The 20,166-nt window shown below is 70.5% G+C and carries 20 protein-coding genes; 6 read left to right on the forward strand and 14 right to left on the reverse strand.

All coding sequences use genetic code 11. The annotated features are described in order from the left end of the window. Positions 1-22: 22 nt before the first annotated feature. From ABFX51_RS10185 to mca, 3 genes are read right to left on the reverse strand one after another with little or no spacing between them, the layout of a single operon-like run. On the reverse strand, positions 23-2,050 hold the full coding sequence (locus ABFX51_RS10185) for a thioredoxin domain-containing protein (RefSeq protein ID WP_346053583.1): 2,028 nt from the start codon (positions 2,048-2,050) through the stop codon (positions 23-25). Positions 2,051-2,087: 37 nt separating this feature from the next. Beyond that, on the reverse strand, positions 2,088-2,372 hold the full coding sequence (locus ABFX51_RS10190) for a hypothetical protein (RefSeq protein WP_091516894.1): 285 nt from the start codon (positions 2,370-2,372) through the stop codon (positions 2,088-2,090). After that, on the reverse strand, positions 2,369-3,283 hold the full coding sequence (mca, locus tag ABFX51_RS10195; protein ID WP_091516897.1) for a mycothiol conjugate amidase Mca: 915 nt from the start codon (positions 3,281-3,283) through the stop codon (positions 2,369-2,371). Before mca ends, ABFX51_RS10190 begins: the two co-directional genes overlap by 4 nt. A 103-nt stretch (positions 3,284-3,386) precedes the next feature. Between mca and ABFX51_RS10200 the strand changes: the two genes are divergently transcribed. Together ABFX51_RS10200 and greA are read left to right on the forward strand one after the other, a co-directional pair. Beyond that, positions 3,387-3,809, forward strand: a complete 423-nt coding sequence (locus ABFX51_RS10200) for a DUF4307 domain-containing protein (protein WP_091516900.1) — start codon at positions 3,387-3,389, stop codon at positions 3,807-3,809. Between the two features lie 193 nt (positions 3,810-4,002). Then, the gene (gene greA / locus ABFX51_RS10205) at positions 4,003-4,500 is read left to right on the forward strand and encodes a transcription elongation factor GreA (RefSeq protein ID WP_091516958.1); all 498 of its coding nucleotides are present in this window, start codon (positions 4,003-4,005) and stop codon (positions 4,498-4,500) included. A 61-nt stretch (positions 4,501-4,561) separates the two neighbouring features. Here greA and ABFX51_RS10210 read toward each other — a convergent pair whose 3' ends face one another. Continuing rightward, the gene (locus tag ABFX51_RS10210; RefSeq protein WP_091516903.1) at positions 4,562-5,029 is read right to left on the reverse strand and encodes an Lrp/AsnC family transcriptional regulator; all 468 of its coding nucleotides are present in this window, start codon (positions 5,027-5,029) and stop codon (positions 4,562-4,564) included. 10 nt (positions 5,030-5,039) lie between these two features. Continuing rightward, positions 5,040-6,257, reverse strand: coding sequence for a threonine ammonia-lyase (gene ilvA / locus ABFX51_RS10215; RefSeq protein ID WP_346053584.1), 1,218 nt, complete (start codon positions 6,255-6,257; stop codon positions 5,040-5,042). A 76-nt stretch (positions 6,258-6,333) separates the two neighbouring features. Between ilvA and ABFX51_RS10220 the strand changes: the two genes are divergently transcribed. Continuing rightward, positions 6,334-6,612 carry a hypothetical protein gene (locus ABFX51_RS10220; protein WP_091516907.1) on the forward strand — a complete coding sequence of 93 codons (279 nt, stop codon included), beginning with the start codon at positions 6,334-6,336 and terminating at the stop codon, positions 6,610-6,612. Here ABFX51_RS10220 and ABFX51_RS10225 read toward each other — a convergent pair. The 6 genes from ABFX51_RS10225 to ABFX51_RS10250 form a co-directional block, all read right to left on the reverse strand. After that, positions 6,609-7,109: an SDR family NAD(P)-dependent oxidoreductase gene (locus ABFX51_RS10225; RefSeq protein ID WP_346053585.1), complete on the reverse strand. Its 501-nt coding sequence runs from the start codon at positions 7,107-7,109 to the stop codon at positions 6,609-6,611. The genes ABFX51_RS10220 and ABFX51_RS10225 overlap by 4 nt on opposite strands. Positions 7,110-7,191: 82 nt before the next feature. Next, entirely contained in the window at positions 7,192-8,349 is a 1,158-nt protein-coding gene (locus ABFX51_RS10230) for a cystathionine gamma-synthase (protein WP_091516910.1), read from the reverse strand. A gap of 10 nt (positions 8,350-8,359) precedes the next feature. Next, entirely contained in the window at positions 8,360-8,791 is a 432-nt protein-coding gene (locus ABFX51_RS10235) for a hypothetical protein (protein WP_177229014.1), read from the reverse strand. Positions 8,792-8,800: 9 nt separating this feature from the next. After that, positions 8,801-9,286 (reverse strand): hypothetical protein, encoded by a 486-nt coding sequence (locus ABFX51_RS10240; protein WP_091516914.1) that lies wholly within the window; start codon positions 9,284-9,286, stop codon positions 8,801-8,803. 136 nt (positions 9,287-9,422) lie between these two features. Then, the gene (locus tag ABFX51_RS10245) at positions 9,423-10,751 is read right to left on the reverse strand and encodes a hypothetical protein (protein WP_091516916.1); all 1,329 of its coding nucleotides are present in this window, start codon (positions 10,749-10,751) and stop codon (positions 9,423-9,425) included. Positions 10,752-10,857: 106 nt separating this feature from the next. Next, positions 10,858-12,234: a cystathionine beta-synthase gene (locus ABFX51_RS10250; RefSeq protein ID WP_346053586.1), complete on the reverse strand. Its 1,377-nt coding sequence runs from the start codon at positions 12,232-12,234 to the stop codon at positions 10,858-10,860. Between the two features lie 108 nt (positions 12,235-12,342). On the opposite strand from ABFX51_RS10250, the gene ABFX51_RS10255 reads away from it, so the two are divergent. Beyond that, positions 12,343-13,563, forward strand: coding sequence for an acetyl-CoA C-acetyltransferase (locus tag ABFX51_RS10255; RefSeq protein WP_091516920.1), 1,221 nt, complete (start codon positions 12,343-12,345; stop codon positions 13,561-13,563). Between the two features lie 395 nt (positions 13,564-13,958). On the opposite strand, the gene ABFX51_RS10260 is transcribed toward ABFX51_RS10255, so the two are convergent. The 3 genes from ABFX51_RS10260 to ABFX51_RS10270 form a co-directional block, all read right to left on the reverse strand. Further along, positions 13,959-14,534 carry an LppU/SCO3897 family protein gene (locus tag ABFX51_RS10260; RefSeq protein ID WP_091516922.1) on the reverse strand — a complete coding sequence of 192 codons (576 nt, stop codon included), beginning with the start codon at positions 14,532-14,534 and terminating at the stop codon, positions 13,959-13,961. 706 nt (positions 14,535-15,240) lie between these two features. After that, entirely contained in the window at positions 15,241-16,071 is an 831-nt protein-coding gene (locus tag ABFX51_RS10265) for a Bax inhibitor-1/YccA family protein (RefSeq protein ID WP_091516927.1), read from the reverse strand. 569 nt (positions 16,072-16,640) lie between these two features. Beyond that, positions 16,641-17,108 carry a MarR family winged helix-turn-helix transcriptional regulator gene (locus tag ABFX51_RS10270; RefSeq protein WP_091516929.1) on the reverse strand — a complete coding sequence of 156 codons (468 nt, stop codon included), beginning with the start codon at positions 17,106-17,108 and terminating at the stop codon, positions 16,641-16,643. Positions 17,109-17,170: 62 nt separating this feature from the next. On the opposite strand from ABFX51_RS10270, the gene ABFX51_RS10275 reads away from it, so the two are divergent. Further along, positions 17,171-18,064, forward strand: coding sequence for an LLM class flavin-dependent oxidoreductase (locus tag ABFX51_RS10275; RefSeq protein WP_218153615.1), 894 nt, complete (start codon positions 17,171-17,173; stop codon positions 18,062-18,064). A gap of 92 nt (positions 18,065-18,156) precedes the next feature. Further along, positions 18,157-20,151: an SDR family oxidoreductase gene (locus ABFX51_RS10280; RefSeq protein WP_091516933.1), complete on the forward strand. Its 1,995-nt coding sequence runs from the start codon at positions 18,157-18,159 to the stop codon at positions 20,149-20,151. The last annotated feature ends 15 nt before the right edge of the window (positions 20,152-20,166 follow it).

Genomic DNA, 20,166 nt, shown 5'->3' on the forward strand with positions numbered 1-20,166 from the left:
ACCCACACAAGATCAAAAACTATCAGAACAAGATCACGAAGTGCGGCTGGAGTACTAGCGCCGCCTCCAGTTCGTCAGGCGTCGTCACCGGGCGCTCGCACACGTAACCCCGGCACACGTACGCGGCCGCGGCCCCCTCCACGAGCGGGCGGTCGGCCAGCAACGGCGCGCTGTCCGGCTGACCCGCCAGCACCACGCCGCCGCCGTGCACGAGCTGCGCCGCCGTGGTCCGCAGCTCCGACCACGCCTCGGGGTCGAGCCCGACGACGGCCACCTGAACCGGGCCCGTGACGAGCGCCTCGGCCACCGAAAGCCAGTGCCCCGCGAACCGCGGCACCTTCGCGACGAGCTGGCCCGCCCGGTTCAGCGCCGCCTCGGCCGCCTCCCGGTACCGCGCCGAGCGCTCGGGGCCGACGAGGACCGAGGCCGTGACGAGCGCGCCCGCGAGCGCCGAGGCGCCCGACGGGCTGGCGTTGTCCGTGGGGTCGGAAGGCCGCTGCACCAACGTTTCCGCGTCATCGGCCGTGTCGTGGTAGGCGCCTGGTGCGTCGGACGCGAACCTCGCCAACGCGACGTCCAGCAGCTGCACGGCTTCGTCGAGCCAGCGCGGGTCACCGGTCGCCTGGTGCAGTGCGAGCAGGCCGTCGGCCAGGCACGCGTAGTCCTCCAGCACCCCGGCCGCCTCACCGACCTGTCCGCCGCGGGAGCTGCGGCGCAAACGCCCGTCGAGCACGTGCAGGTCGAGGATCGCGCTCGCCGCCCGGTCCGCCGCCTCGATCCAGCGCGGTTCGTTCAGCGCCGCTCCCGCCTCGCACAACGCCGTGATCGCCAGCCCGTTCCAGGAGGCGATCACCTTGTCGTCGCGGCCCGGCTGCGGCCTGAGGCCGCGGGCGGCGAGCAACGCCGCACGCACGCGCTCGAACCGCTCCGGGTCGTCGGGGTCGCGGCGCAGCTGCAGCACCGACCTGCCGTGCTCGAAGGTCCCGGTCTCGGTCACCTCGAACAGCGAGGCCGCCCACTCCGCGTCGTCCTCGCCCAGCACCTCCCGCAGCTGCTGCGGCGTCCAGACGTACGTCAGCCCTTCCTCGCCGAGCGTGTCCGCGTCGAGCGAGGCGGCGAACCCGCCCTCCTCGGTACCGAGCTGGTCGAGCAGGAACTCGCCCGTCGTCCTGGCCACCGCGAGCGCGCGGGCGGACCCGGTCAGCCGCGCCAGGTGCGCGTACACCCGCAGCAGCAAAGCGTTGTCGTACAACATCTTTTCGAAGTGCGGCACGACCCAGTCCGCGTCCACCGAGTACCGCGCGAAGCCACCGGCGAGCTGGTCGTACATGCCACCGCGCGACATCGCGTCGGCGCATTCCTCCACAAGGGACAGTGCTGTCGCCGAACCGGTGCGTTCGTGGTGGCGCAGCAGGAATTCCAGCGTCATCGACGGCGGGAACTTCGGCGCCCCGCCGAACCCGCCGCGCTCGTGGTCGGCTTCCGCGTCGAGCTTCTCCACGGCCTCGGCGAGCACCCGCTCGTCGACGGCGGCACCCGGCAGCGGCCCGGTCTGCTTCGCCAGCTGCTCGACGATCTGGCCGGCGCCCGCCTTCAGCTCGTCACGGCGCTCCTGCCACGCCTGCGCGACGGCGACCAGCAGGTGCTGGAACGACGGCATGCCCGGCCGGGGCTGGGGAGGGTAGTAGGTGCCGCAGTGGAACGGCTCGCCGTCGGGGGTGAGGAAACACGTCATCGGCCAGCCGCCGTGCCCGGTCATGGCCTGCGTCGCGGTCATGTAGACGGCGTCGATGTCCGGGCGTTCCTCGCGGTCCACCTTGATGTTGACGAAGTTCTCGTTCATCAGGCGCGCGGTTTCGGCGTCCTCGAACGATTCGTGGGCCATGACGTGGCACCAGTGACAGGCCGCGTACCCGACGGAGAGCAGGATCGGCACGTCCCGGCGGCGGGCCTCGGCGAGCGCCTCGGCGCTCCACGGCCACCAGTCCACCGGGTTCTCGGCGTGCTGGAGCAGGTACGGGCTCGTGGCAGCGGCTAGTCGGTTGGCCATGCCCCCAGGGTGTCACGGACCGGCCGGCCGCGCGGGGTCAGGAGCTTTCGCTCTTCTCCGGCTGCTTCGCCTCGGCCTCCGGCTTCTCCTCCTCGGCGGGCTCCTCCTTGTCGAAGCTCGCCGGCACCCGCTTCAGGTGCTTGGTCATCGAGCGCACGAGGAACGCCACCGCGACCAGGAAGATCAGCAGGAGCAGGAAACCCACCGGGGAGGACTTGCCGAAGTCCTCCCCCTGGCCGCCGTTGTCACCGTTGCCCGGCTGCTGCGCCAGGACGAGCGCGGTCGTCTCGACCGGGCCCGCGCCTGGCAAAGCGAAAGTCATGCCGTCGTCACCTTCTCCCTCACCCCGGCGAACAAATCGTCCTCCGGCAGGGTGCTGTCCACAAGAGAGCGGACCAGCTCGTACTCCTCCGTCGGCCACACGCGGCGCTGGATCTCCAGCGGCACGGCGAACCAGCGGCTGTTCGGGTCGATCTGCGTGGCGTGCGCCTTGAGCGCCTCGTCACGGATCTTGAAGTAGTCGGCGCACTCGATGCGCGTGGTGACCCGCTCCATCACGTCGGCGCGGTCCGGGTCCCACTTCTCGAGCCACTCGGCGTACGGCGACTCCAGGCCGGCCTCGGTCAGCGCGTCGTGGAACAGCTGCATCTTCTGCCGCGAGAAGCCGTGCATGTAGTACAGCTTCAGCGGCTGCCACGGCTCACCGGCCTCGGGGAACCGGTCCGGCTCGGCGACCGCGTCGAACGCCGCGACCGACACCTCGTGCGTGCGGATGTGGTCGGGGTGCGGGTAGCCGCCGTTCTCGTCGTAGGTCAGCACGACGTGCGGGCGGAACTCGCGCATCACCATGACCAGCTCGCGCACCGGCTCCTCCAGCGGCACCGTCGCGAAGGAACCCTCCGGCAGCGGCGGCAGCGGGTCACCCTCGGGCAGGCCGGAGTCGATGAAACCGAGCCAGTGGTGCTTGATGCCCAGGATCTCGGCGGCGCGCGCCATCTCCTCGCGGCGCAGCTGCGCCATGTTCTCCCGCACCTCGGGCCGGTCCATCGCGGGGTTGAGGACACTGCCCGCCTCGCCGCCGGTGCAGCTGACGACCATCACCTCGGCGCCCTCGGCCACGTACTTGGCCATCGTGGCGGCGCCCTTGCTCGATTCGTCGTCTGGGTGGGCGTGCACGGCCATCAGCCGCAGGCCGGAACCCGGTTCGGAAATCCGTTCAACAGAGTTCACCATGCCTGCAACGACCCCTTCTGCACCGCTATTCCGGACCTGACGGATACTCGACCCACCCCCATTGTCCCCGGGGGTACGACAGTTCGGATCAGGAGGCCCGGGTTTGACGACGCGCGCGCTGCCCGAGGGCCGTTACGGCAAGGCCCGCGGCACGACGCCACCCCGCTGGCGGCGGTGGTTGTTCGTCGCGGTGGCCCTCGTCGCGGGTGTCGTGGTCGCCTGGGTGGCCTACGTCAACCTCGGGCCGGCGCCCATCGAGGCCGACCGCGTCGCGTTCGACGAGCAGCCGGGCAACGCGATGTCCATCACCATCAACGTCACGCGCGACGACCCGGACCGGGCCGGCGTGTGCATCGTCCGGCTGCGGGACCTCTCCGGTGCCGAAAGCGGGCGGAAAGAGGTCTACATCCCGCCGGGCGAGAACCACAGCAGGCAGACCACCGTCGTCCGGAGCATCGACCGGCCGGTCACCGCGGACGTGTTCGGCTGCTCCTACGACGTACCGTCGTACTTGTCAAGCAGCTAGCGGCCAACGGGGTGAAACCCTCGCCGAACGCCCGCTGACCGCCGAAACGGCCGGTCGCCGGTCCCCCTCACGTGCTATCCTGGTCTACCGGCACGGCCCGAACGGGCCGTGTTTTTCCTTTATTCCAGCCTCGCCGGCGTCCCCGGTGGGGCCGCCGGCTTGTATACCCATGCCCGGCAGGCACGACGAGGAGATGGTGGCCGTGAGCGACACCCAGGTGACCTGGCTGACGCAGGAAGCCTTCGACAGGCTCAAGCACGAGCTCGACGAACTGATCGAGAATCGTCCGGTCATCGCCGCGAGGATCAACGACAGCAGGGAAGAGGGCGACCTCAAGGAGAACGGGGGCTACCACGCCGCCCGCGAGGAGCAGGGCCAGGCCGAGGCCCGCATCCGCCACCTGCAGGAGCTGCTGCGCTCCGCGAAGGTGGGCGAGCCGCCCGCCAACGACGGCATCGCGGAGCCGGGCATGGTGCTGACCGTCCGCTACGAGGGCGATGACGACGAGGAGCAGTTCCTGCTCGCCACCCGGGAGGAGGGCGCCGAGGGCGCGCTCGACGTGTACTCCCCCGAGTCGCCGCTGGGCAAGGCACTGCTGGGCGCGAAGGAGGGCGAGTCGCGTGAGTACGACCTGCCCAACGGCAAGACGCAGAAGGTGACGCTGCTCAAGGCGGTCCCCTACAGCGGCTGACGACCTGCGGACGGCCGGCGTTCCCGCTCCCGGGGACGTCGGCCGTTCGGCGTCCCCGGGGTCAGGAGCCGCCGTAGGCGATGCGCTCCAGCAGCGGCCGCACCCGCAGCGGGATCGGCGTGGTCAGCGCGAGCGACGTGTTGGTGCGGCGCACGCCGGGCAGCCCCACCACCTGGTCGATCACGTGCTGCAGGTCCTCGTGGTCCTTGGCGACCATCCGCACGAACAGGTCACCCTGGCCGGTGGTCGCGTGCGCCTCGCAGACCTGGTCGATGGCGGCGAGCCCCGCCGCGACCTCGGTCCGGCTGCCCTGCGCGATCTCGATGACGGCGAACGCGGTGAGCCCGTAGCCGATCGCCGCCATGTCGACCTCGGGCGGGAAGCCGCCCAGCACACCCTGCTCGGTCAGCCGGTCGAGCCTGGCCTGCACGGTCCCGCGCGCGACGCCGAGCCGGCGCGCGCATTCCAGCACCCCGAGCCGGGGCGCGTCGGTGAGCAGGAGCAGCAGTTTCGCGTCGAGTGCGTCCACGTCGGTGTCCCTACGAGGTCTGTTCGAGCGCGAGCGTGTAGCCCGCGCGTTCGAGTTGGGCCGTGACCTCGGCGCAGTGCTCGGGGCCGCGGGTCTCCAGCTTCAGCGCGACCTCGACCTCGCCGAGCGCGAGCGCGCCGGAGATGCGGGAGTGCTCGACGTCCAGCACGTTCGCGCCCAGTTCGCTGATCCGCGACAGCACCGACGCGAGCACACCAGGCCGGTCCGGTACACGGAGCCGCAGCGCGAGGTACCGGCCGCCCGCGGTCATGCCGTGCTGGATGATCTGCAGCAACAGCAGCGGGTCGACGTTGCCGCCGGACAGCACGCCGACGATCGGCCCGGTGAACTCCCCGGGGTACTGCAGCAACGCCGCGACGGCGGCGGCGCCGGCGGGTTCGACGACGAGCTTGCGCCGTTCCAGGCACAGCAGCAGCGCACGCGACAGCGACTCCTCGGTCACCGTGACGACGTCGTCGACCAGCGCCTGGACGTGCTCGAACGTGAGCGCCCCGGGTTCGCCGACCGCGATCCCGTCCGCCATCGTCGACGATTCGGTCAGCCGGACGGGCTTGCCCGCGAGGAGGGAACCGGGGTACGCCGCCGCGCCCTCGGCCTGCACGCCGACGACCCGCGTTTCCGGGCGCCGCGCCTTGACCGCCGCGGCGATCCCGGACACCAGCCCGCCCCCGCCCGCCGGCACCAGGACCGTGCCCACGTCGGGCACCTGCTCCAGCACCTCCAGCCCGACGGTGCCCTGCCCGGCGATGACGTCCTCGTGGTCGAAGGGGTGGATGAACACCGCCCCGCTGTGCTGGGCGAAGGCGATCGCCTCGGCGAGGGTCTCGTCGAACAGGTCGCCGTGCAGGTGGACGTCCGCGCCGTAGCCGCGCGTGGCCGCGAGCTTGGGCAGCGGCACCCGCGTGGGCATGAAGACCGTCGACTTGATGCCCAGCAACGACGCCGCGAGGGCCACCCCCTGCGCGTGGTTCCCGGCGCTCGCCGCGACGACACCGCGGCCGCGTTCCTCCGCCGTCAGCCCGGAGATCCGCGTGTAGGCGCCCCGGATCTTGAAGGAACCGGTGCGCTGGAGGTTCTCGCACTTGAGGTGCACCGGCGTGCCGTGAACCGTTTCCAGGTCCCGCGCGTGTTCCATCGGGGTCATCCGGACGACCCCTTCGAGGAGGCGGCGCGCCTCCTCGATCCGGTCCACGGGCACCAAACGCATAACCGGGATCATGCCACCCCCGGCCGGGCGCTTTCGGTACCCTGGAGCCGGCCGGGACGGGAATCAGGGAGTAACGATGCGAAGGCGGAGCGAAACGGACGGCGTGCCACGCCGGTCCACTCGTTCGGCCGGGGCGCTGCCTCTGGTCGCGGCGGTCACCTCGGCACTGGCGCTCACGGGCGCCGCGTTCTACACCGTCGACCGCGCCTCCTGCGGTGACCCGGCGCAGTACATCCGCCACGACAACCACATCGAACTGGTGGGTGGCTGCGTGGACGGCTCCGAGCTGGAGCAGATGCGCGTCACGCAGCACACCTCCGGGCAGATCGCCGAGTACAACAACTACCGGCCTTAGACCTGGTTTTCCCCGCCGTCGACGTACAGGTTGGCGCCGAAGACGTAACTGCTCTCCTCGGAGGCGAGGAACGCCACGAACGCGGCGACCTCCTCCGGCCGCCCCATCCGGCCCATCGCGACGCCCGCGCCCAGGCGCGCCTTGACGTCGGGCGCCTTGTCCTCGCCGAAGAGGCTCGTGATCCCGGGGGGGTCGATCGGTCCCGGCGAGATCGCGTTGACCTGCTCCAAGGTCGCGAGCGAGGCCCAGGCGGCGTTCGCGAACACCACGTCCAGACCACGGCCGCGGGCACGAACGGCGTCGTACAGGCGGTCCAGGTCGGCCGGGTTCGCGACGTCGCCCGCGACGGCGGTGGCCCCGGCGGCACCGAGCTCGGTCTTGCGGCGGCCGGTGACGAACACGTGTGCGCCTTCGGCCGCCAGCCGGACCGCGGTGGCCAGTCCGATCCCGGTTCCGCCACCGGTCACGACGGCGGTCTTGCCTGCGAGCTGACCCATGCGCTGCCTCCGGTTCTATTCAGTACCGATCGATACTGAATAGACCGTAGCAGTTAAGAACCGGTCGGTACAGAAGGCCGCGTCAGCCCAGCGCTTCGCGCAGGTCCTCCACCAGGTCGCGGCCGTCCTCGATGCCGACGGACAGGCGCAGCAGGTCCGCGGGCACCTGGAGCATCGAGCCCGCCACGCTCGCGTGCGTCATGCGGCCCGGGTGCTCGATCAGCGACTCGATCCCGCCGAGCGATTCCGCGAGGATGAACAGCTTCGTCCGCGACGCGACGTCCAGGGCGGCCTGCTCCCCGTCGGCGTGCCGGAACGAGACCATCCCGCCGAACCGGCGCATCTGCTTCGCCGCGGTCTCGTGGCCCGGGTGCGTCTCCAGCCCCGGGTAGTAGACCTCCGCGACCTTCGGGTGAGCGGCCAGCATCTCGACGACCCGTTCCGCGTTGTCGCAGTGCCGTTCCATGCGCACGGCCAGCGTCTTCGCCCCGCGCAACGTGAGCCACGCGTCGAACGCCCCCGGCACCGCACCCGCGCCGTTGCGCAGGAAGAACAGCTGGTCCCGCAGCTCGTCCTCGTTCGTCAGCACCGCGCCGCCCACGACGTCGGAGTGGCCGCCGAGGTACTTCGTCGTCGAGTGCACGACGACGTCCGCGCCCAGGGAGAGCGGCGTCTGCAGGTACGGCGTGGCGAAGGTGTTGTCGACGACCAGCCGCGCACCCGCCGCATGTGCGACGCCCGCCAGCGCGGGAATGTCGGCGATGCCGAGCAGCGGGTTGCTGGGCGTCTCGCACCAGATGAGCTTCGTGTCGTCCTCGACCGCGGCACGCACGGCGTCGATGTCGGCCAGGTTCGCGACCGTGTAGCGCAGGCCCCAGTTCGTCAGCACCTTGTCGATCAGCCGGAACGTGCCGCCGTAGGCGTCGTTGCCGAGCACGAGGTGGTCACCCGGCCGCAGCGTTGTGCGCAACACCGCGTCGGTGGCCGCCATCCCGGACGCGAACGCGAGCCCGTGACGAGCCCCTTCGAGCGACGCGAGCTGCTGCTCCAGCGCCGTCCGCGTCGGGTTCGCGGTCCGGGAGTACTCGTAGTCCCCCTCGCGGGTGCCGCCGACGCCGTCCTGCGCGTAGGTCGAGGTCTGGTAGATCGGCACGATTACCGCACCGGTCCGCGGGTCGGGCTCCTGACCAGCGTGAATCGCACGCGTCTCGAAGCCGAACCGGGAGATTTCGTCAGCCATACGGCCCAGGCTACGACCAACCACTCGTGACCCACCGTGCGGTGGGCCGCAGGCTCGCCAGCACGAGCGTCACGACCGCCGGCAGGCACAGCAACGCGAGGTACCCGAGCGGCAGCGTGCGGTCGGCCAGCCCGAGGAAGTAGACCCCGAGCGCGCCCAGTACCAGCACCGATACGTACAACAGCAACGCGAGGACCGCCCCGGCGATGGTGCACACGCGGCCGAACGGTTTGGCGAGAATCAGCCCCACCCCGCCCGTGATCAACACGGCCGCGACGACGACGTGCAGCAGGAACGTGAGCAGGGCCCGGCCCAGGTCGTCGTCCCCCGCGAGCATCACCGCCCCACCGGCGACACCGATCAGGTGAAAGATGCCGCCGAGCAGGGCGAGGATCGCGGCCGGGATGCCGGTGGCGCCGCCGCGGGAAGGTCGATCGTCCATGCGCATGGCCTACCAGCCCGGCCGGGAGGCGCTGCGCTCCGGGTGCCGGAGGTAGCGGAACGTCGCCGGGACCGCGCACAACACCAGCAGGACCGGTCCGCCGACCGCCGCGGCGACCCGCACGAACGCCTGGTCCGGCACGAACTGGAACATCGACGTGAAGAACTGGGAGAACTGCCCGGGGAACAGCAGCAGGGGTTCGCCGACGACGGCTCCGATCGCGGCGAGCGCGCCGAGCAGCAACAACACGCCGCCAGTGAACACGCGGAACAGCGTGACGAGCCCGCCGAGGAGCAGCAGCACCGCGGCGAGGAGGTACAGGCCGAGCACGAGTTGCGTGCGGCTGGGCAGGTCGGCGAGCCCGAAGTCGATGAACCACTCGGCGGGCAGGTAGCCGAGCACCCCGGCGAGCACCAGCCCGACGAGCCCGGCGAGCACCGCCGTCGTCGCTTTCGGCCGCCGCTCGGGAGCCGGGTGACTGCGCGGGTCGGACACGGTGCCCCCACATGGCGAGCGCTGGCTGGTGCGCACACTCTAGCGGCGGGAGGTCCGTTCGGGGCAGCGTTCCGGGGACGGGGACGACGATGCCCCCGGCTGCGGTAGCCGGGGGCATCGGAGTGGTTTCAGCCGGTCACCAGGGCTGCTGCGGCGGCTGGCCGGGCTGCTGGGGCGGCTGGCCGTAGGGGCCGGGCTGCCCGGGCTGCCCGTACGGACCGGGCTGCTGCCCGTAGGGGTTCGGCGGCTGCGGGAACCCGCCGCTGGCGGGCGCCTGCCCACCCGGCTGCTGACCGTACGGCGCCGGCTGGCCGAAGCCGCCGCTCGGCGGACCGTAGGGGTTGGGCTGAGCGGGCTGGCCGTACGGACCGGGCTGCTGCTGACCGGGGAAACCGCCCGCGGGCGGACCGCCGAAGCCGCCGGGGCCACCGCCGGGACCGGACGGACCACCGAGGCCGACGTACTGCGCCGTCGCGGGCAGCACCGCCAGCACCCCGACCGCGGCGAGCACGATGCCGAAGATCAGCTCGAACACCACCCGGGTCCAGCCGCTGCCCAGCGCGATCAGGAAGATGAGCGCACCGATGAACAGCAGCGCACCACCGGCGAGGACCAGGTACGACGAAAGCTTGTTCTTCAGGAACAGCAGCACCGCACCGGCGACGCCGGCGAGGCCGCCGAGCGCCATCAGGATGACGTAGATCCAGGCCTGGGTCACCTGCCCGTCCGAGTCCGAGCTGGCCGAGTCCGCCGCCTGCTGGCACAGGCTCGGGTCGCCGCCCATCTGCCGGATCTGCGCCTCGCACTGCGCCACGGCGTCACTCGACCCGCTGCCACCCAGGTCACCCATCATGGTGAAGGCGAGGATGGCGCCGATCAGGCCGAGCACGCCGACGATGCCCGCGGCGATCCAGCCGAACAGCTGCTGCTGGTTGCCGCCGCCACCGGCGGGCGCGCCGTACGGCGAGCCGTAACCCGGCGGCGGACCGCCGAACCCGCCCGGCTGGCCGAAGCCCTGCGGCGGCTGGCCGTACGGACCCGGCTGCTGCTGGCCGAAGCCCTGCGGCGGCTGCCCGAAGCCACCCGGCTGGCCGAAGCCGCCCGGCTGCTGCCCGAAGGCACCGGGGTTGTCGGCCGCGCTCGGCGGCGGGGCATAGGGGATCGAAGGGGGCGGCTGCACGCCAGGGGGCACCAGCTGGGTCGACTCCGAGGCACCCTGCTCGCCGGTGTTCGCGGCACCCCCGCCGCCTTCGCCCTGCTCGGCGGGCTGGCCGGGCTGCACGACCTGCGTCGGCTCCGGGGTCTCGCCGAACTGGCCGCCCGGCTGCTGACCGGGCTGCACCACCTGGGTCGGCTCCGACGAGCCGAAAGGACTGTCTTGTTGCGGCTGAGGACCGCTCGGCGGTCCCTGAGGCGGCTGTTGCCCGCCACCCCAAGGCTGGTTCGGCGGCTGCGGAGCGCTCATGTGGGCCTGTAACCCCCTTGATAAGGCTGGATGTGCTCTGGCGGCACACGCTATCGGATGGCCGGGTGCGGTGCTCGTAACGCCCCGGACGAAAAGGACGATAAATCTACCCGCGCCGGCCCGCGAGGAATCCCAGCAAATCGTGCCGGGTCACCACACCCGCCGGCTTGCCGTCCAGCAGCACGAGCGCCCCGTCCGCGCCCGAAAGCGCTTTCATCGCGGCCCCGACCTGCTCGCTGGCGCCGATCGTCGGCAGCGGCGGTGACATGTGCTGCTCCAGCCGGTCGGCGAGGTTGGCCTTGCCGGTGAACAGCGCCTCCAGCAGGTCCCGCTCGATGACGGACCCGACGACCTCGGCGGCCATCACCGGCGGTTCCGCGCTCACCACGGGCATCTGGCTCACGCCGAACTCCGACAGGATCGCGACGGCCTCCGCCACGGTCTCGTTCGGGTGCGTGTGCACGAGGTCCGGCAGCGCTCCGGTCTTCGCCCGCAGCACGTCGCCGACCGTGGCGCCCGAGGTGTCGGGCGAGAGGAAGCCGAACGACGACATCCACTGGTCGTTGAACACCTTGCCGAGGTAGCCGCGGCCGCCGTCGGGCAGCAGCACCACCACGACGTCCTCCGGGCCGAGGCGCTTCGCCAGCCGCAGCGCCGCCGCGACCGCCATCCCGCACGAGCCGCCTACGAGCAGCCCCTCTTCCAGCGCGAGCCGGCGCGTGATGTCGAAGGACTCCGCGTCCGAGACCGCGATGATCTCGTCGGCGATGTTCCGGTCGTAGGTCTCGGGCCAGAAGTCCTCGCCGACGCCCTCCACGAGGTACGGCCGGCCGGTCCCGCCCGAGTACACCGAGCCCTCCGGGTCGGCGCCGACGACGGCGACCTTCCCGTCGGAGACCTCCTTGAGGTAGCGGCCGGTGCCGGAGATCGTGCCGCCCGTGCCGACGCCGGCGACGAAGTGCGTGATGCGGCCTTCGGTCTGCCGCCAGATCTCCGGGCCCGTCGAGTGGTAGTGGCTCGCCGGGTTCTCCGGGTTCGCGTACTGGTTGGGCTTCCAGGCGCCCTCGATCTCCTGCACCAGCCGGTCGGAGACCGAGTAGTAGGAGTCGGGGTGCTCCGGCGGCACGGCCGTCGGGCAGACCACGACGCGGGCGCCGTAGGCCTTGAGGACGTTGCGCTTGTCCTCGCTGACCTTGTCCGGGCACACGAACACGCACTGGTAGCCCTTGCGCTGGGCGACCATCGCCAGCCCGACCCCGGTGTTGCCGGAGGTCGGTTCGACGATCGTGCCACCCGGCTTGAGCTGCCCGGACGCCTCGGCGGCCTCGACCATGCGCAGCGCGATGCGGTCCTTCACACTGCCACCGGGGTTGAGGTACTCGACCTTGGCCAGCACGAGCGGCTGCAGCCCTTCGGTGAGCGCGTTCAACTTGACCAGCGGGGTGTTGCCGACGAGATCGACGACGTGCTCGTAGTACTCCACGGGTGTCAGGCTACGTGGTCCCCGTCGCGTTGGGGTTTGCCCGCACAGGGGAAACGGGCAGGATATGGGTAAGCACGCGCTTAGCCCGACCCGAAGGAGTGTCCCGCCATGCCGGAAGCCGTCATCGTGTCGACCGCCCGCTCGCCCATCGGGCGCGCGAACAAGGGCTCACTGGTGAGCATGCGGCCGGACGACCTGGTCGTCCAGATGATCCGCGCCGCCCTCGACAAGGTCCCCCAGCTGGACCCGAAGGACATCGACGACCTGATGCTCGGCTGCGGCCTGCCGGGCGGCGAGCAGGGGTTCAACATGGGCCGCGCGGTGGCCGTCGAGCTGGGTTACGACCACCTGCCCGGCTGCACCGTGACGCGGTACTGCTCGTCGAGCCTGCAGACCACGCGGATGGCGCTGCACGCCATCAAGGCCGGCGAAGGTGACGTGTTCATCTCGGCGGGTGTCGAGACGGTGTCGCGGTTCTCGAAAGGCAGCTCGGACTCGTGGCCCGACACGCACAACCCGCTGTTCGCCGAGGCCGAGGCCCGCACCGCCAAGACGGCCGCCGAGGGCAGCGACACGTGGGTGGACCCGCGTGAGAACGGCCAGGTGCCCGACGTCTACATCGCGATGGGCCAGACGGCGGAGAACCTGGCGCGGCTGAAGAACGTGTCGCGCGAGGAGATGGACGAGTTCGGGGTGCGGTCGCAGAACCTCGCCGAGAAGGCCATCGCGGACGGTTTCTGGGCGAAGGACATCACGCCGGTCACGCTGCCGGACGGCACGGTCGTCAGCAAGGACGACGGTCCCCGCCCGGGGGTGACGCTGGAGGGCGTGTCCGGGCTCAAGCCGGTGTTCCGCCCGGACGGCCGCGTCACGGCGGGCAACTGCTGCCCCCTCAACGACGGTGCGGCGGCGCTGGTGGTCATGTCCGACACGAAGGCGAAGGAACTGGGCCTGACGCCGCTCGCGCGCGTCGTGTCGACCGGGGTGTCGGGCCTGTCGCCGGAGATCATGGGGTACGGCCCGGTCGAGGCGTCGAAGAAGGCGCTGGCGAAGGCCGGCCTGACGATCGACGACATCGACCTGGTGGAGATCAACGAGGCGTTCGCGGCGCAGGTCATCCCGTCGTACAAGGACCTCGGGATCGACATCGAGAAGCTGAACGTCAACGGCGGCGCGATCGCGGTCGGCCACCCGTTCGGCATGACCGGCGCCCGCATCACGTCGACGCTCATCAACTCCCTGCAGCACCACGACAAGCAGTGGGGCCTGGAGACGATGTGCGTCGGAGGCGGCCAGGGCATGGCGATGGTGCTGGAGCGCCTGAGCTGAGGTGCGGTGGGGCACCTCCCGGCGGGGGGTGCCCCGGCACGTCGGCTGGGCGTCCGGCCGGCGGGGCGGTTTCCTCGGGGTACCCCGGCACGTCGGCTGGGCGTCCGGTCGGGGGGCGGTTTCCTCGGGAGGTGCCCCGGTACCTCGGCTGGGCGCCCGGTCGCTGGGGCGGTTTCCGCAGGTGCCGCACCATCTGACCAGGCGTCCCATCGGTCGGCCGCTTCCCCGCAAGCGCCCCGGCACCCCACCTGACGTCTCGTCGATGGACCGCTTCCCCGCAGCTGCCGCATCACCTCAGCTGACGACCACCCGGTGGGGCACCTCCCCGCAGGTGCCCCACCGGCTGAGCTGGCGTCCCGCCAGTGGGGCACCTCCCCGCGGGTGCCCCAGCGACGTCACGCCGGGGTGCTCTCGGCCAGGCAGACGGTCGTCGCGGGCTGGGAGTACGTGATCGCGGCGCGGGCGTCGGTCCCCTGGCAGGCGGAGTCGTCCGCCTTGCCGTCGGCCACCCGCACGATCTTGACCTCGGCCGCCGGGTCTCCGCAGTTCACCCGCTTGTAGCCCTGGGTGAGGCTGGAGAAGTTGGCGAGGCACTCACCTTCGCGGGCGTTGAGCATGAGGCAGAGCTTGTACGAGCCGCGACCGCTGACGGAGTATTCATCGTAGTCGCCGGCCGGGCAGCTGGCGTTGTCGTCGTCCAGCCGCACGCCGACCTTGACGTTCGCGGCCTGGTCGCCGCAGTCCACCTTCGCGGGCTCGACCCTGTCCTTGAACTCCTTGACGTTCAGGCAGTCGCCCACCGCGGCACGGTCCACATCGGACTTGAACACGCCGAACACGCCCAGCGCGGCGACGACCAGCACGACCACCGGGATCGCGAACCGGAGCCAGAACAGCTTGCTCCGCTTCCGCGGCTCGACCGGCACGCCGGGCGGCGGCCCGAACGCCCCGGGCGCGGGCGGGTAGCCCACGGGCTGCCCCGGCGGAGGCCCGTACGGCTGGCCGGGAGGAAGCTGGCCGCCGGGAACCTGTCCGGCGGGGCCGTGGCCTCCGGCCTGCTGGCCGCCGGGGATCTGGCTGCCGGTGACCTGCCCACCGAAGGCCTGGCCGCCAGGGACCTGACCCCCCGGAACCTGACCACCGGGAACCTGACTGCCGGACCCCTGGCCGCCGGGAAGGTGATCACCGGAGGCCTGGCCCCCCGAAACCTGACCGCCAGGGGCCTGTCCACCCGAAATCTGCCCACCTGGGACCTGGCTGCCGGTGACCTGCCCACCAGAGGCTTGTCCGCCCGGGACGTAACCACCGGGCAACGGGGCTCCGGGCTGCTGGGCGGGAGGCACCTGGCCAGGCGGCTGCTGCCCGAAGGGCTGGCCGCCGGACTGCTGCCCCGGCGCCTGCTGGCCGAACGGCTGCCCAGGATCCGGCTGCTGCCCGCCTGGCGCCGCATAGGGGTTGGCGCCGGACTGCGGCGCCGAGGGATTCGGCTGGTTCTCGGACCCCGACTGCGGGGGAACGCTCACACAAACCTCACAAAGGTGAAAAACGAGTTCGTTACCTCCGCATCTAACACTGCGTGATCGCAGCGGCAGGCAGGAACAGCCGAATTCACCGGAAAAACAACAGAGGACGCTCGGTCGGTCACCGAGCGTCCTCTGCCTCTGAGGGGTGGGAACGTCAGTCGTTCTGCAGGTACGACAGCAGCCGCAGGATCTCGAGGTACAGCCACACCAGCGTGGTCATCAGGCCGAAGGCGGCGAACCAGGCCCACTTCGAGGGCATGCCTTCGCGGATCATCCGGTCGGCCATGTCGAAGTCGAGCAGGAAGTTGAACGCCGCGATGCCGATCACCACGAGGCTGAAGATGATCGCCAGCGCACCGCCGTCCCGCAGCCCCATGTTCACGCCGAACAGCGAGAGCAGCAGGTTGGCGAGCATCAGGATGACGACACCCGCGGTGGCGCCGATGATCCACTTGGTGAGCTTCGGCGTCACCTTCACCGCGCCGGTCTTGTAGACCACCAGCATCGCGATGAACACGCCCGCGGTGCCGAGGATGGCCTGCAGCGCGATCCCCGGGTAGATCATCTCGAACAGGCCGGTGATCGCTCCGAGGAACACACCTTCGGCCGCCGAGTACAGCAGCGTCATCGGACCGCTGGGCTTCTGCCGGAAGATCATCACCAGCGACAGCCCGAAGCCGACGAGCATGGCGACCAGCATCACGCCGAGCACCGGGCCCAGCGCCCTGGCGTCGGCCTGCCCCTGGGCCCAGATCGCCGTGAGAATGCCTGTGACGAGCGCGGTAGCGAGGGAGAGCCCGGTCTTGATGACGACGTCGTCCACCGTCATCGGGCGGTCGCCCGCACCGGCGGGCGCCTGCGGGGCACCGTAGCCGGGAATACCGCCCTGCGGCTGGTTGAAGCCTACGTTCGGCCCGTACTGGCCGTAGCCCGCGCCGTTGCCCACGGGCAAGCGACGGAACGCGGGGTTGCTTGTGGAACGCACCTTGATCCTCCTGGATCTCCTGGCACCTGCATCGGGTTCAACGGCGGAGGCCGCCGAGCAGTTCCCGTCGAGTAAAGAAAACTTTACCGAATTCCGCCAACGGCCCACCGGACGCTACTGCCCACCGGCGAGGCCGCCCGCGCCCAGCCCACGTCTCACCACCCGACCAGCCGCCACCTCACCCACAGCCCGGCGGCCCCACACTGCCCACCCACGGCCAACTCCAAGCCCCACCGCTCAGTCAGCGGCCTCACCCCAGGTACCCCGCCAGGCCATCTCGGCCACCCGGTTACTCCCCGCCGGACGCCAGCGACCCAGCAGCGCGGCGTCGTTCACGCCGGTCACCGCGGTAGCCCCTGCCATTCATCCGCGCCCCGCAGCCCTCTCCCACGCACCCCGGCCACCCACCCGGCCCCATGCCAGCCACGCCGGCCACCCCCAGCAGCCCGCACCAATCACCCCAGTCGCCTGGCAAGCCCCCATCACTCGCCCCGATCCCCAGCAACTCCCTCCCAAGCACCCCTTCACCCGCGCAACTCCGCCGCCCCCCGCTTCCACGCGCACCCCACTCAAGCCTCCTCGCGATCACCTCCCCCTTCCACGTCGCCACTGGTCAGCAGTACCTGCAGGTCGCGGATCAGCCGGTCCGCACCTTCCTGCCCGATCGGCGCGAGGAAGCGGCGCTCCACCCGCGCCCGCGCTTCCTCGGCCCGGTGCAGACAATCCCGGCCCGAATCAGTCAGCTCCACGACATTCTTGCGGCGATCCTCAGTGCTGCGCCGACGAACGACGTAACCCTTGTCCTCCAATCCATCGATCAGCGCCACCATCGTGGTGCGGTCCACGTTCAGCCGGCCCGCGGCCTCCAGCTGCGACATCGGGTACTCCGTCGAAAGCACGAGCAGGACGGCCAACCCCCGCCCGTCGATCCCGAACGGCGCAAGCGCTTCCGCGATCGCCGCACTCAACCGCAGTTGGGCGTGTTTCAGCAGGTAACCCACCCGCGAAAGCAACGGTTCAGGAGGCGACTCCAGCATGCCCAGAACTATACCAGACGAACTGATGGTCAGCACCACTGATTATCTGCTACAGTGACGACATGAGATTCGGCATCAAGACAAGCCCCATGCACGTGGGGTACGAAGAGATCCGGCGTGTGTGGCAGGAGGCCGACGGACTGCGGGAGATCGACGACGCGTGGTTATGGGACCACTTCCTGCCGTTGGCCGGGCCACCTGACGGCCAGGTGCTGGAGGGCTGGACGCTGCTGTCCGCACTGGCCGCCCAGACCGAGCGCCTCCGCCTTGGTCTGCTCGTGACCAGTGCCCGAGTCCGCGCGCCCGCGGTACTGGGCAAGATCGCCACCACCGTCGACGTCATCTCCGGGGGCAGGCTCGTCATGGGTCTCGGCGTGGGCGGCACCCATCAACCAGCCGGAGCCGGCGGTATCTCCGGCCAGAACCCGGCGATAGCGGAGTACGCGGCCTACGGCCTTTCGCTCGTGCCGCCCGGGGAAGGCATCGCGCGGCTCGCGGAGACGATCGAAATCATCAGGCGGATGTGGACCGAGGACGTCTTCGACTTCTCCGGTCAGTACTACAAGGTGCAGGGCAACCGCAATCAGCCCAAACCGGTCCAGCAGCCGGCCCCACCGTTGCTGCTCGGTGGCTGGGGTGATCGGATGCTGCGACTGGTCGCCGAGCAGGCCGACATCTGGAACGTCCCCGGCCCGCCGCACAACACCGTGGAGTTCGTCGCGGAGCGCTCGCGAAAGCTCGACCAGTACTGCCACGACCTCGGCCGCGATCCCGCGGAGATCGAACGCTCGGTGCAGTGCATCGTCTCCTACGAGGAGCCTGCGGCCACCCGGAAGACGGTCGAAGCGCTCGCCGAAGTCGGCGTGGGCCACGTCGTGCTGGGGCTGCGCGCCCCGTATGCCGCGGGGGTCGCGCAGTGGGTGGTCGACGAGATCATCCGCCCGTTACAGGGCTGATCAGGTAACAGCGGGGCGTGACGGTGGTTCTCACCCGACAGGGCGAGCACAATGCCCACAGGTTCTGCACGCAAGCGACGAAGGGTGGCCAGATGCCCGGCTATCTCGTGACCGGCGCGACCGGCCTGATCGGTCGTCACTTCACCCGGCTCCTGCTCGACCGGGACGACACCGAGCACGTCCAGCTCCTGGTGCGCGCGTCCTCGCGCGAGCGGCTCGAGAACCTCATCTCCACGTGGCCGCATCCGGAGAAGGTAACGCTGGTGACCGGCGACCTGTCGATGGAACGGCTGGGGGTCGACGACGAGGTGCGGGACAAGCTGCGCGGCCGCGTCGACCACCTGGTGCACCTCGCCGCGCTGTACGACATCACCGCCGACGACGAAGCCAGTATCCGGGCCAATGTGGACGGGACGCGCACAGTGCTCGACCTCGCCGCCGACCTGAGGGTCGGTTGTCTGCACCACGTGTCGTCCGTCGCGGTCGCGGGTGACCACGAGGGCGTCTTCACCGAGGACATGTTCGACGTCGGCCAGCGCCTGCCCAGTGCCTACCACCGGACGAAGTTCGAGGCCGAGCGGCTCGTGCGCCACCAGCACGAGGTGCCGTGGCGGGTCTACCGGCCGGCGATCGTGGTCGGGCACTCCGAGACCGGCGAGATGGACAAAGTGGATGGTCCCTACTACCTGTTCACCGCCATCGACAAGCTCAACCGGCTGCCTAACGTGCCGCTCGTCGGTCCGGATCTCGGGGACACCAACATCGTCCCGGTCGACTACGTCGCGAAGGCACTCGTCGCGCTGGTGACCAAGCCGAACCTCGACGGGTGCACGTTCCACCTCGTCAGCCCCGAACCGCAGCCGGTGGTGTCGGTCTACAACGCCTTCGCCCGCGCGGCCGGCGCACCGACGATCAACGTGCAGCTCGACGAGCGAGTGTCCAAGGGCATCCTCCGACTGGTGAAGCTCAGCGAGCACGTGCCTGGAGTGTCCCTGGTACGCGACGGCTTCCTCGCCCGCCTCGGCATTCCGCCCGTGCTGCTGGAGATGATCGCGTTCCCGTCGGTGTTCGCATCCGCCGCGACTCGAAAGGAACTTGCGGGCAGCGGGGTGGAGGTGCCGCGGCTCGAGGATTACGCGGACGTGTTGTGGCGGTACTGGCGCGAACACCTCGATCCGTTCCGCGCGCGGGTACACGGCAGCCGCGGCGAGCTCGACGGCCGGCGCATCATCATCACCGGCGCGTCCTCGGGCATCGGGCGAGCGACGGCGCTGAAGGTCGCGGCCGAGGGGGCGGTGCCCTTGCTGGTCGCGCGACGGCAGCACGAGCTGGAGGAAGTACGCGACGAGATTATCGCAGCGGGCGGCAGCGCCTCGGTGTACCCGGCGGACCTCACCGACCCGGAGTCGGTGACGAAGCTCGTCAAGCAGATCCTCGACGAGCACGGCCGGATCGACATGGTCGTCAACAACGCGGGGCGCTCGATCCGCCGGTCGATCAAGCTCTCCTACGACCGGTTCCACGACTACGAGCGCGCGATGGCCATCAACTACTTCGGCGCCGTGCGGCTCATCCTGGCGGTACTGCCTCACATGTCGGAGCGCAAGTTCGGGCACATCGTCAACGTCTCGTCCATCGGCGTGCAGGGGATCGCGCCCCGCTTCTCCGCCTACGTGGCGTCGAAGGCGGCGCTGGACTACTTCAGCAAGATCGCGGCGACCGAGACCCACGGTGACGGCATCACGTTCACCACGATCCACATGCCATTGGTGCGCACGCCGATGATCCGGCCCACGAAGATCTACGACGCCTTCCCCACCAAATCCCCCAGCCAGGCGGCGGACATGGTGGTCAGGGCGCTCAAGGAACGACCGAAGCACATCGGTACTCCCGAGGGGTACCTGATCCAGGCGGCGTACACGTTCCTGCCGGGGCTGGTGGATGCCGTGGCCTACGAGGGGTTCCGCATTTTCCCCGACTCGGCCGCGGCCGGAGGCACGGGCGAGATCAAGCTCGGGAAGGGGGAACGCCATTTGTCGAAGGCCGCCACGCGGTTGATCAAGCTGACACGCGGCTTCCACTGGTGAGTCCACACTGGAGGC

Origin of the sequence: Amycolatopsis dongchuanensis, assembly GCF_039542405.1 — a bacterium.
Taxonomy (GTDB): Bacteria; Actinomycetota; Actinomycetes; order Mycobacteriales; family Pseudonocardiaceae; genus Amycolatopsis_E; species Amycolatopsis_E sacchari.

Excerpts from the sequence above, each read along its gene's own strand:
- ABFX51_RS10185 (WP_346053583.1), bottom strand. The coding sequence starts at position 2,050 with ATGGCCAACCGACTAGCCGCTGCCACGAGCCCGTACCTGCTCCAGCAC.
- mca (WP_091516897.1), bottom strand. The coding sequence starts at position 3,283 with ATGGTGAACTCTGTTGAACGGATTTCCGAACCGGGTTCCGGCCTGCGG.
- ABFX51_RS10245 (WP_091516916.1), bottom strand. The coding sequence starts at position 10,751 with ATGAGCGCTCCGCAGCCGCCGAACCAGCCTTGGGGTGGCGGGCAACAG.
- ABFX51_RS10280 (WP_091516933.1), top strand. The coding sequence starts at position 18,157 with ATGCCCGGCTATCTCGTGACCGGCGCGACCGGCCTGATCGGTCGTCAC.
- ABFX51_RS10230 (WP_091516910.1), bottom strand. The coding sequence starts at position 8,349 with ATGGCTGACGAAATCTCCCGGTTCGGCTTCGAGACGCGTGCGATTCAC.
- ABFX51_RS10270 (WP_091516929.1), bottom strand. The coding sequence starts at position 17,108 with ATGCTGGAGTCGCCTCCTGAACCGTTGCTTTCGCGGGTGGGTTACCTG.
- ABFX51_RS10190 (WP_091516894.1), bottom strand. The coding sequence starts at position 2,372 with ATGACTTTCGCTTTGCCAGGCGCGGGCCCGGTCGAGACGACCGCGCTC.
- ABFX51_RS10220 (WP_091516907.1), top strand. The coding sequence starts at position 6,334 with ATGCGAAGGCGGAGCGAAACGGACGGCGTGCCACGCCGGTCCACTCGT.
- ilvA (WP_346053584.1), bottom strand. The coding sequence starts at position 6,257 with ATGCGTTTGGTGCCCGTGGACCGGATCGAGGAGGCGCGCCGCCTCCTC.
- ABFX51_RS10225 (WP_346053585.1), bottom strand. The coding sequence starts at position 7,109 with ATGGGTCAGCTCGCAGGCAAGACCGCCGTCGTGACCGGTGGCGGAACC.
- ABFX51_RS10255 (WP_091516920.1), top strand. The coding sequence starts at position 12,343 with ATGCCGGAAGCCGTCATCGTGTCGACCGCCCGCTCGCCCATCGGGCGC.
- greA (WP_091516958.1), top strand. The coding sequence starts at position 4,003 with ATGGTGGCCGTGAGCGACACCCAGGTGACCTGGCTGACGCAGGAAGCC.
- ABFX51_RS10235 (WP_177229014.1), bottom strand. The coding sequence starts at position 8,791 with ATGGACGATCGACCTTCCCGCGGCGGCGCCACCGGCATCCCGGCCGCG.
- ABFX51_RS10275 (WP_218153615.1), top strand. The coding sequence starts at position 17,171 with ATGAGATTCGGCATCAAGACAAGCCCCATGCACGTGGGGTACGAAGAG.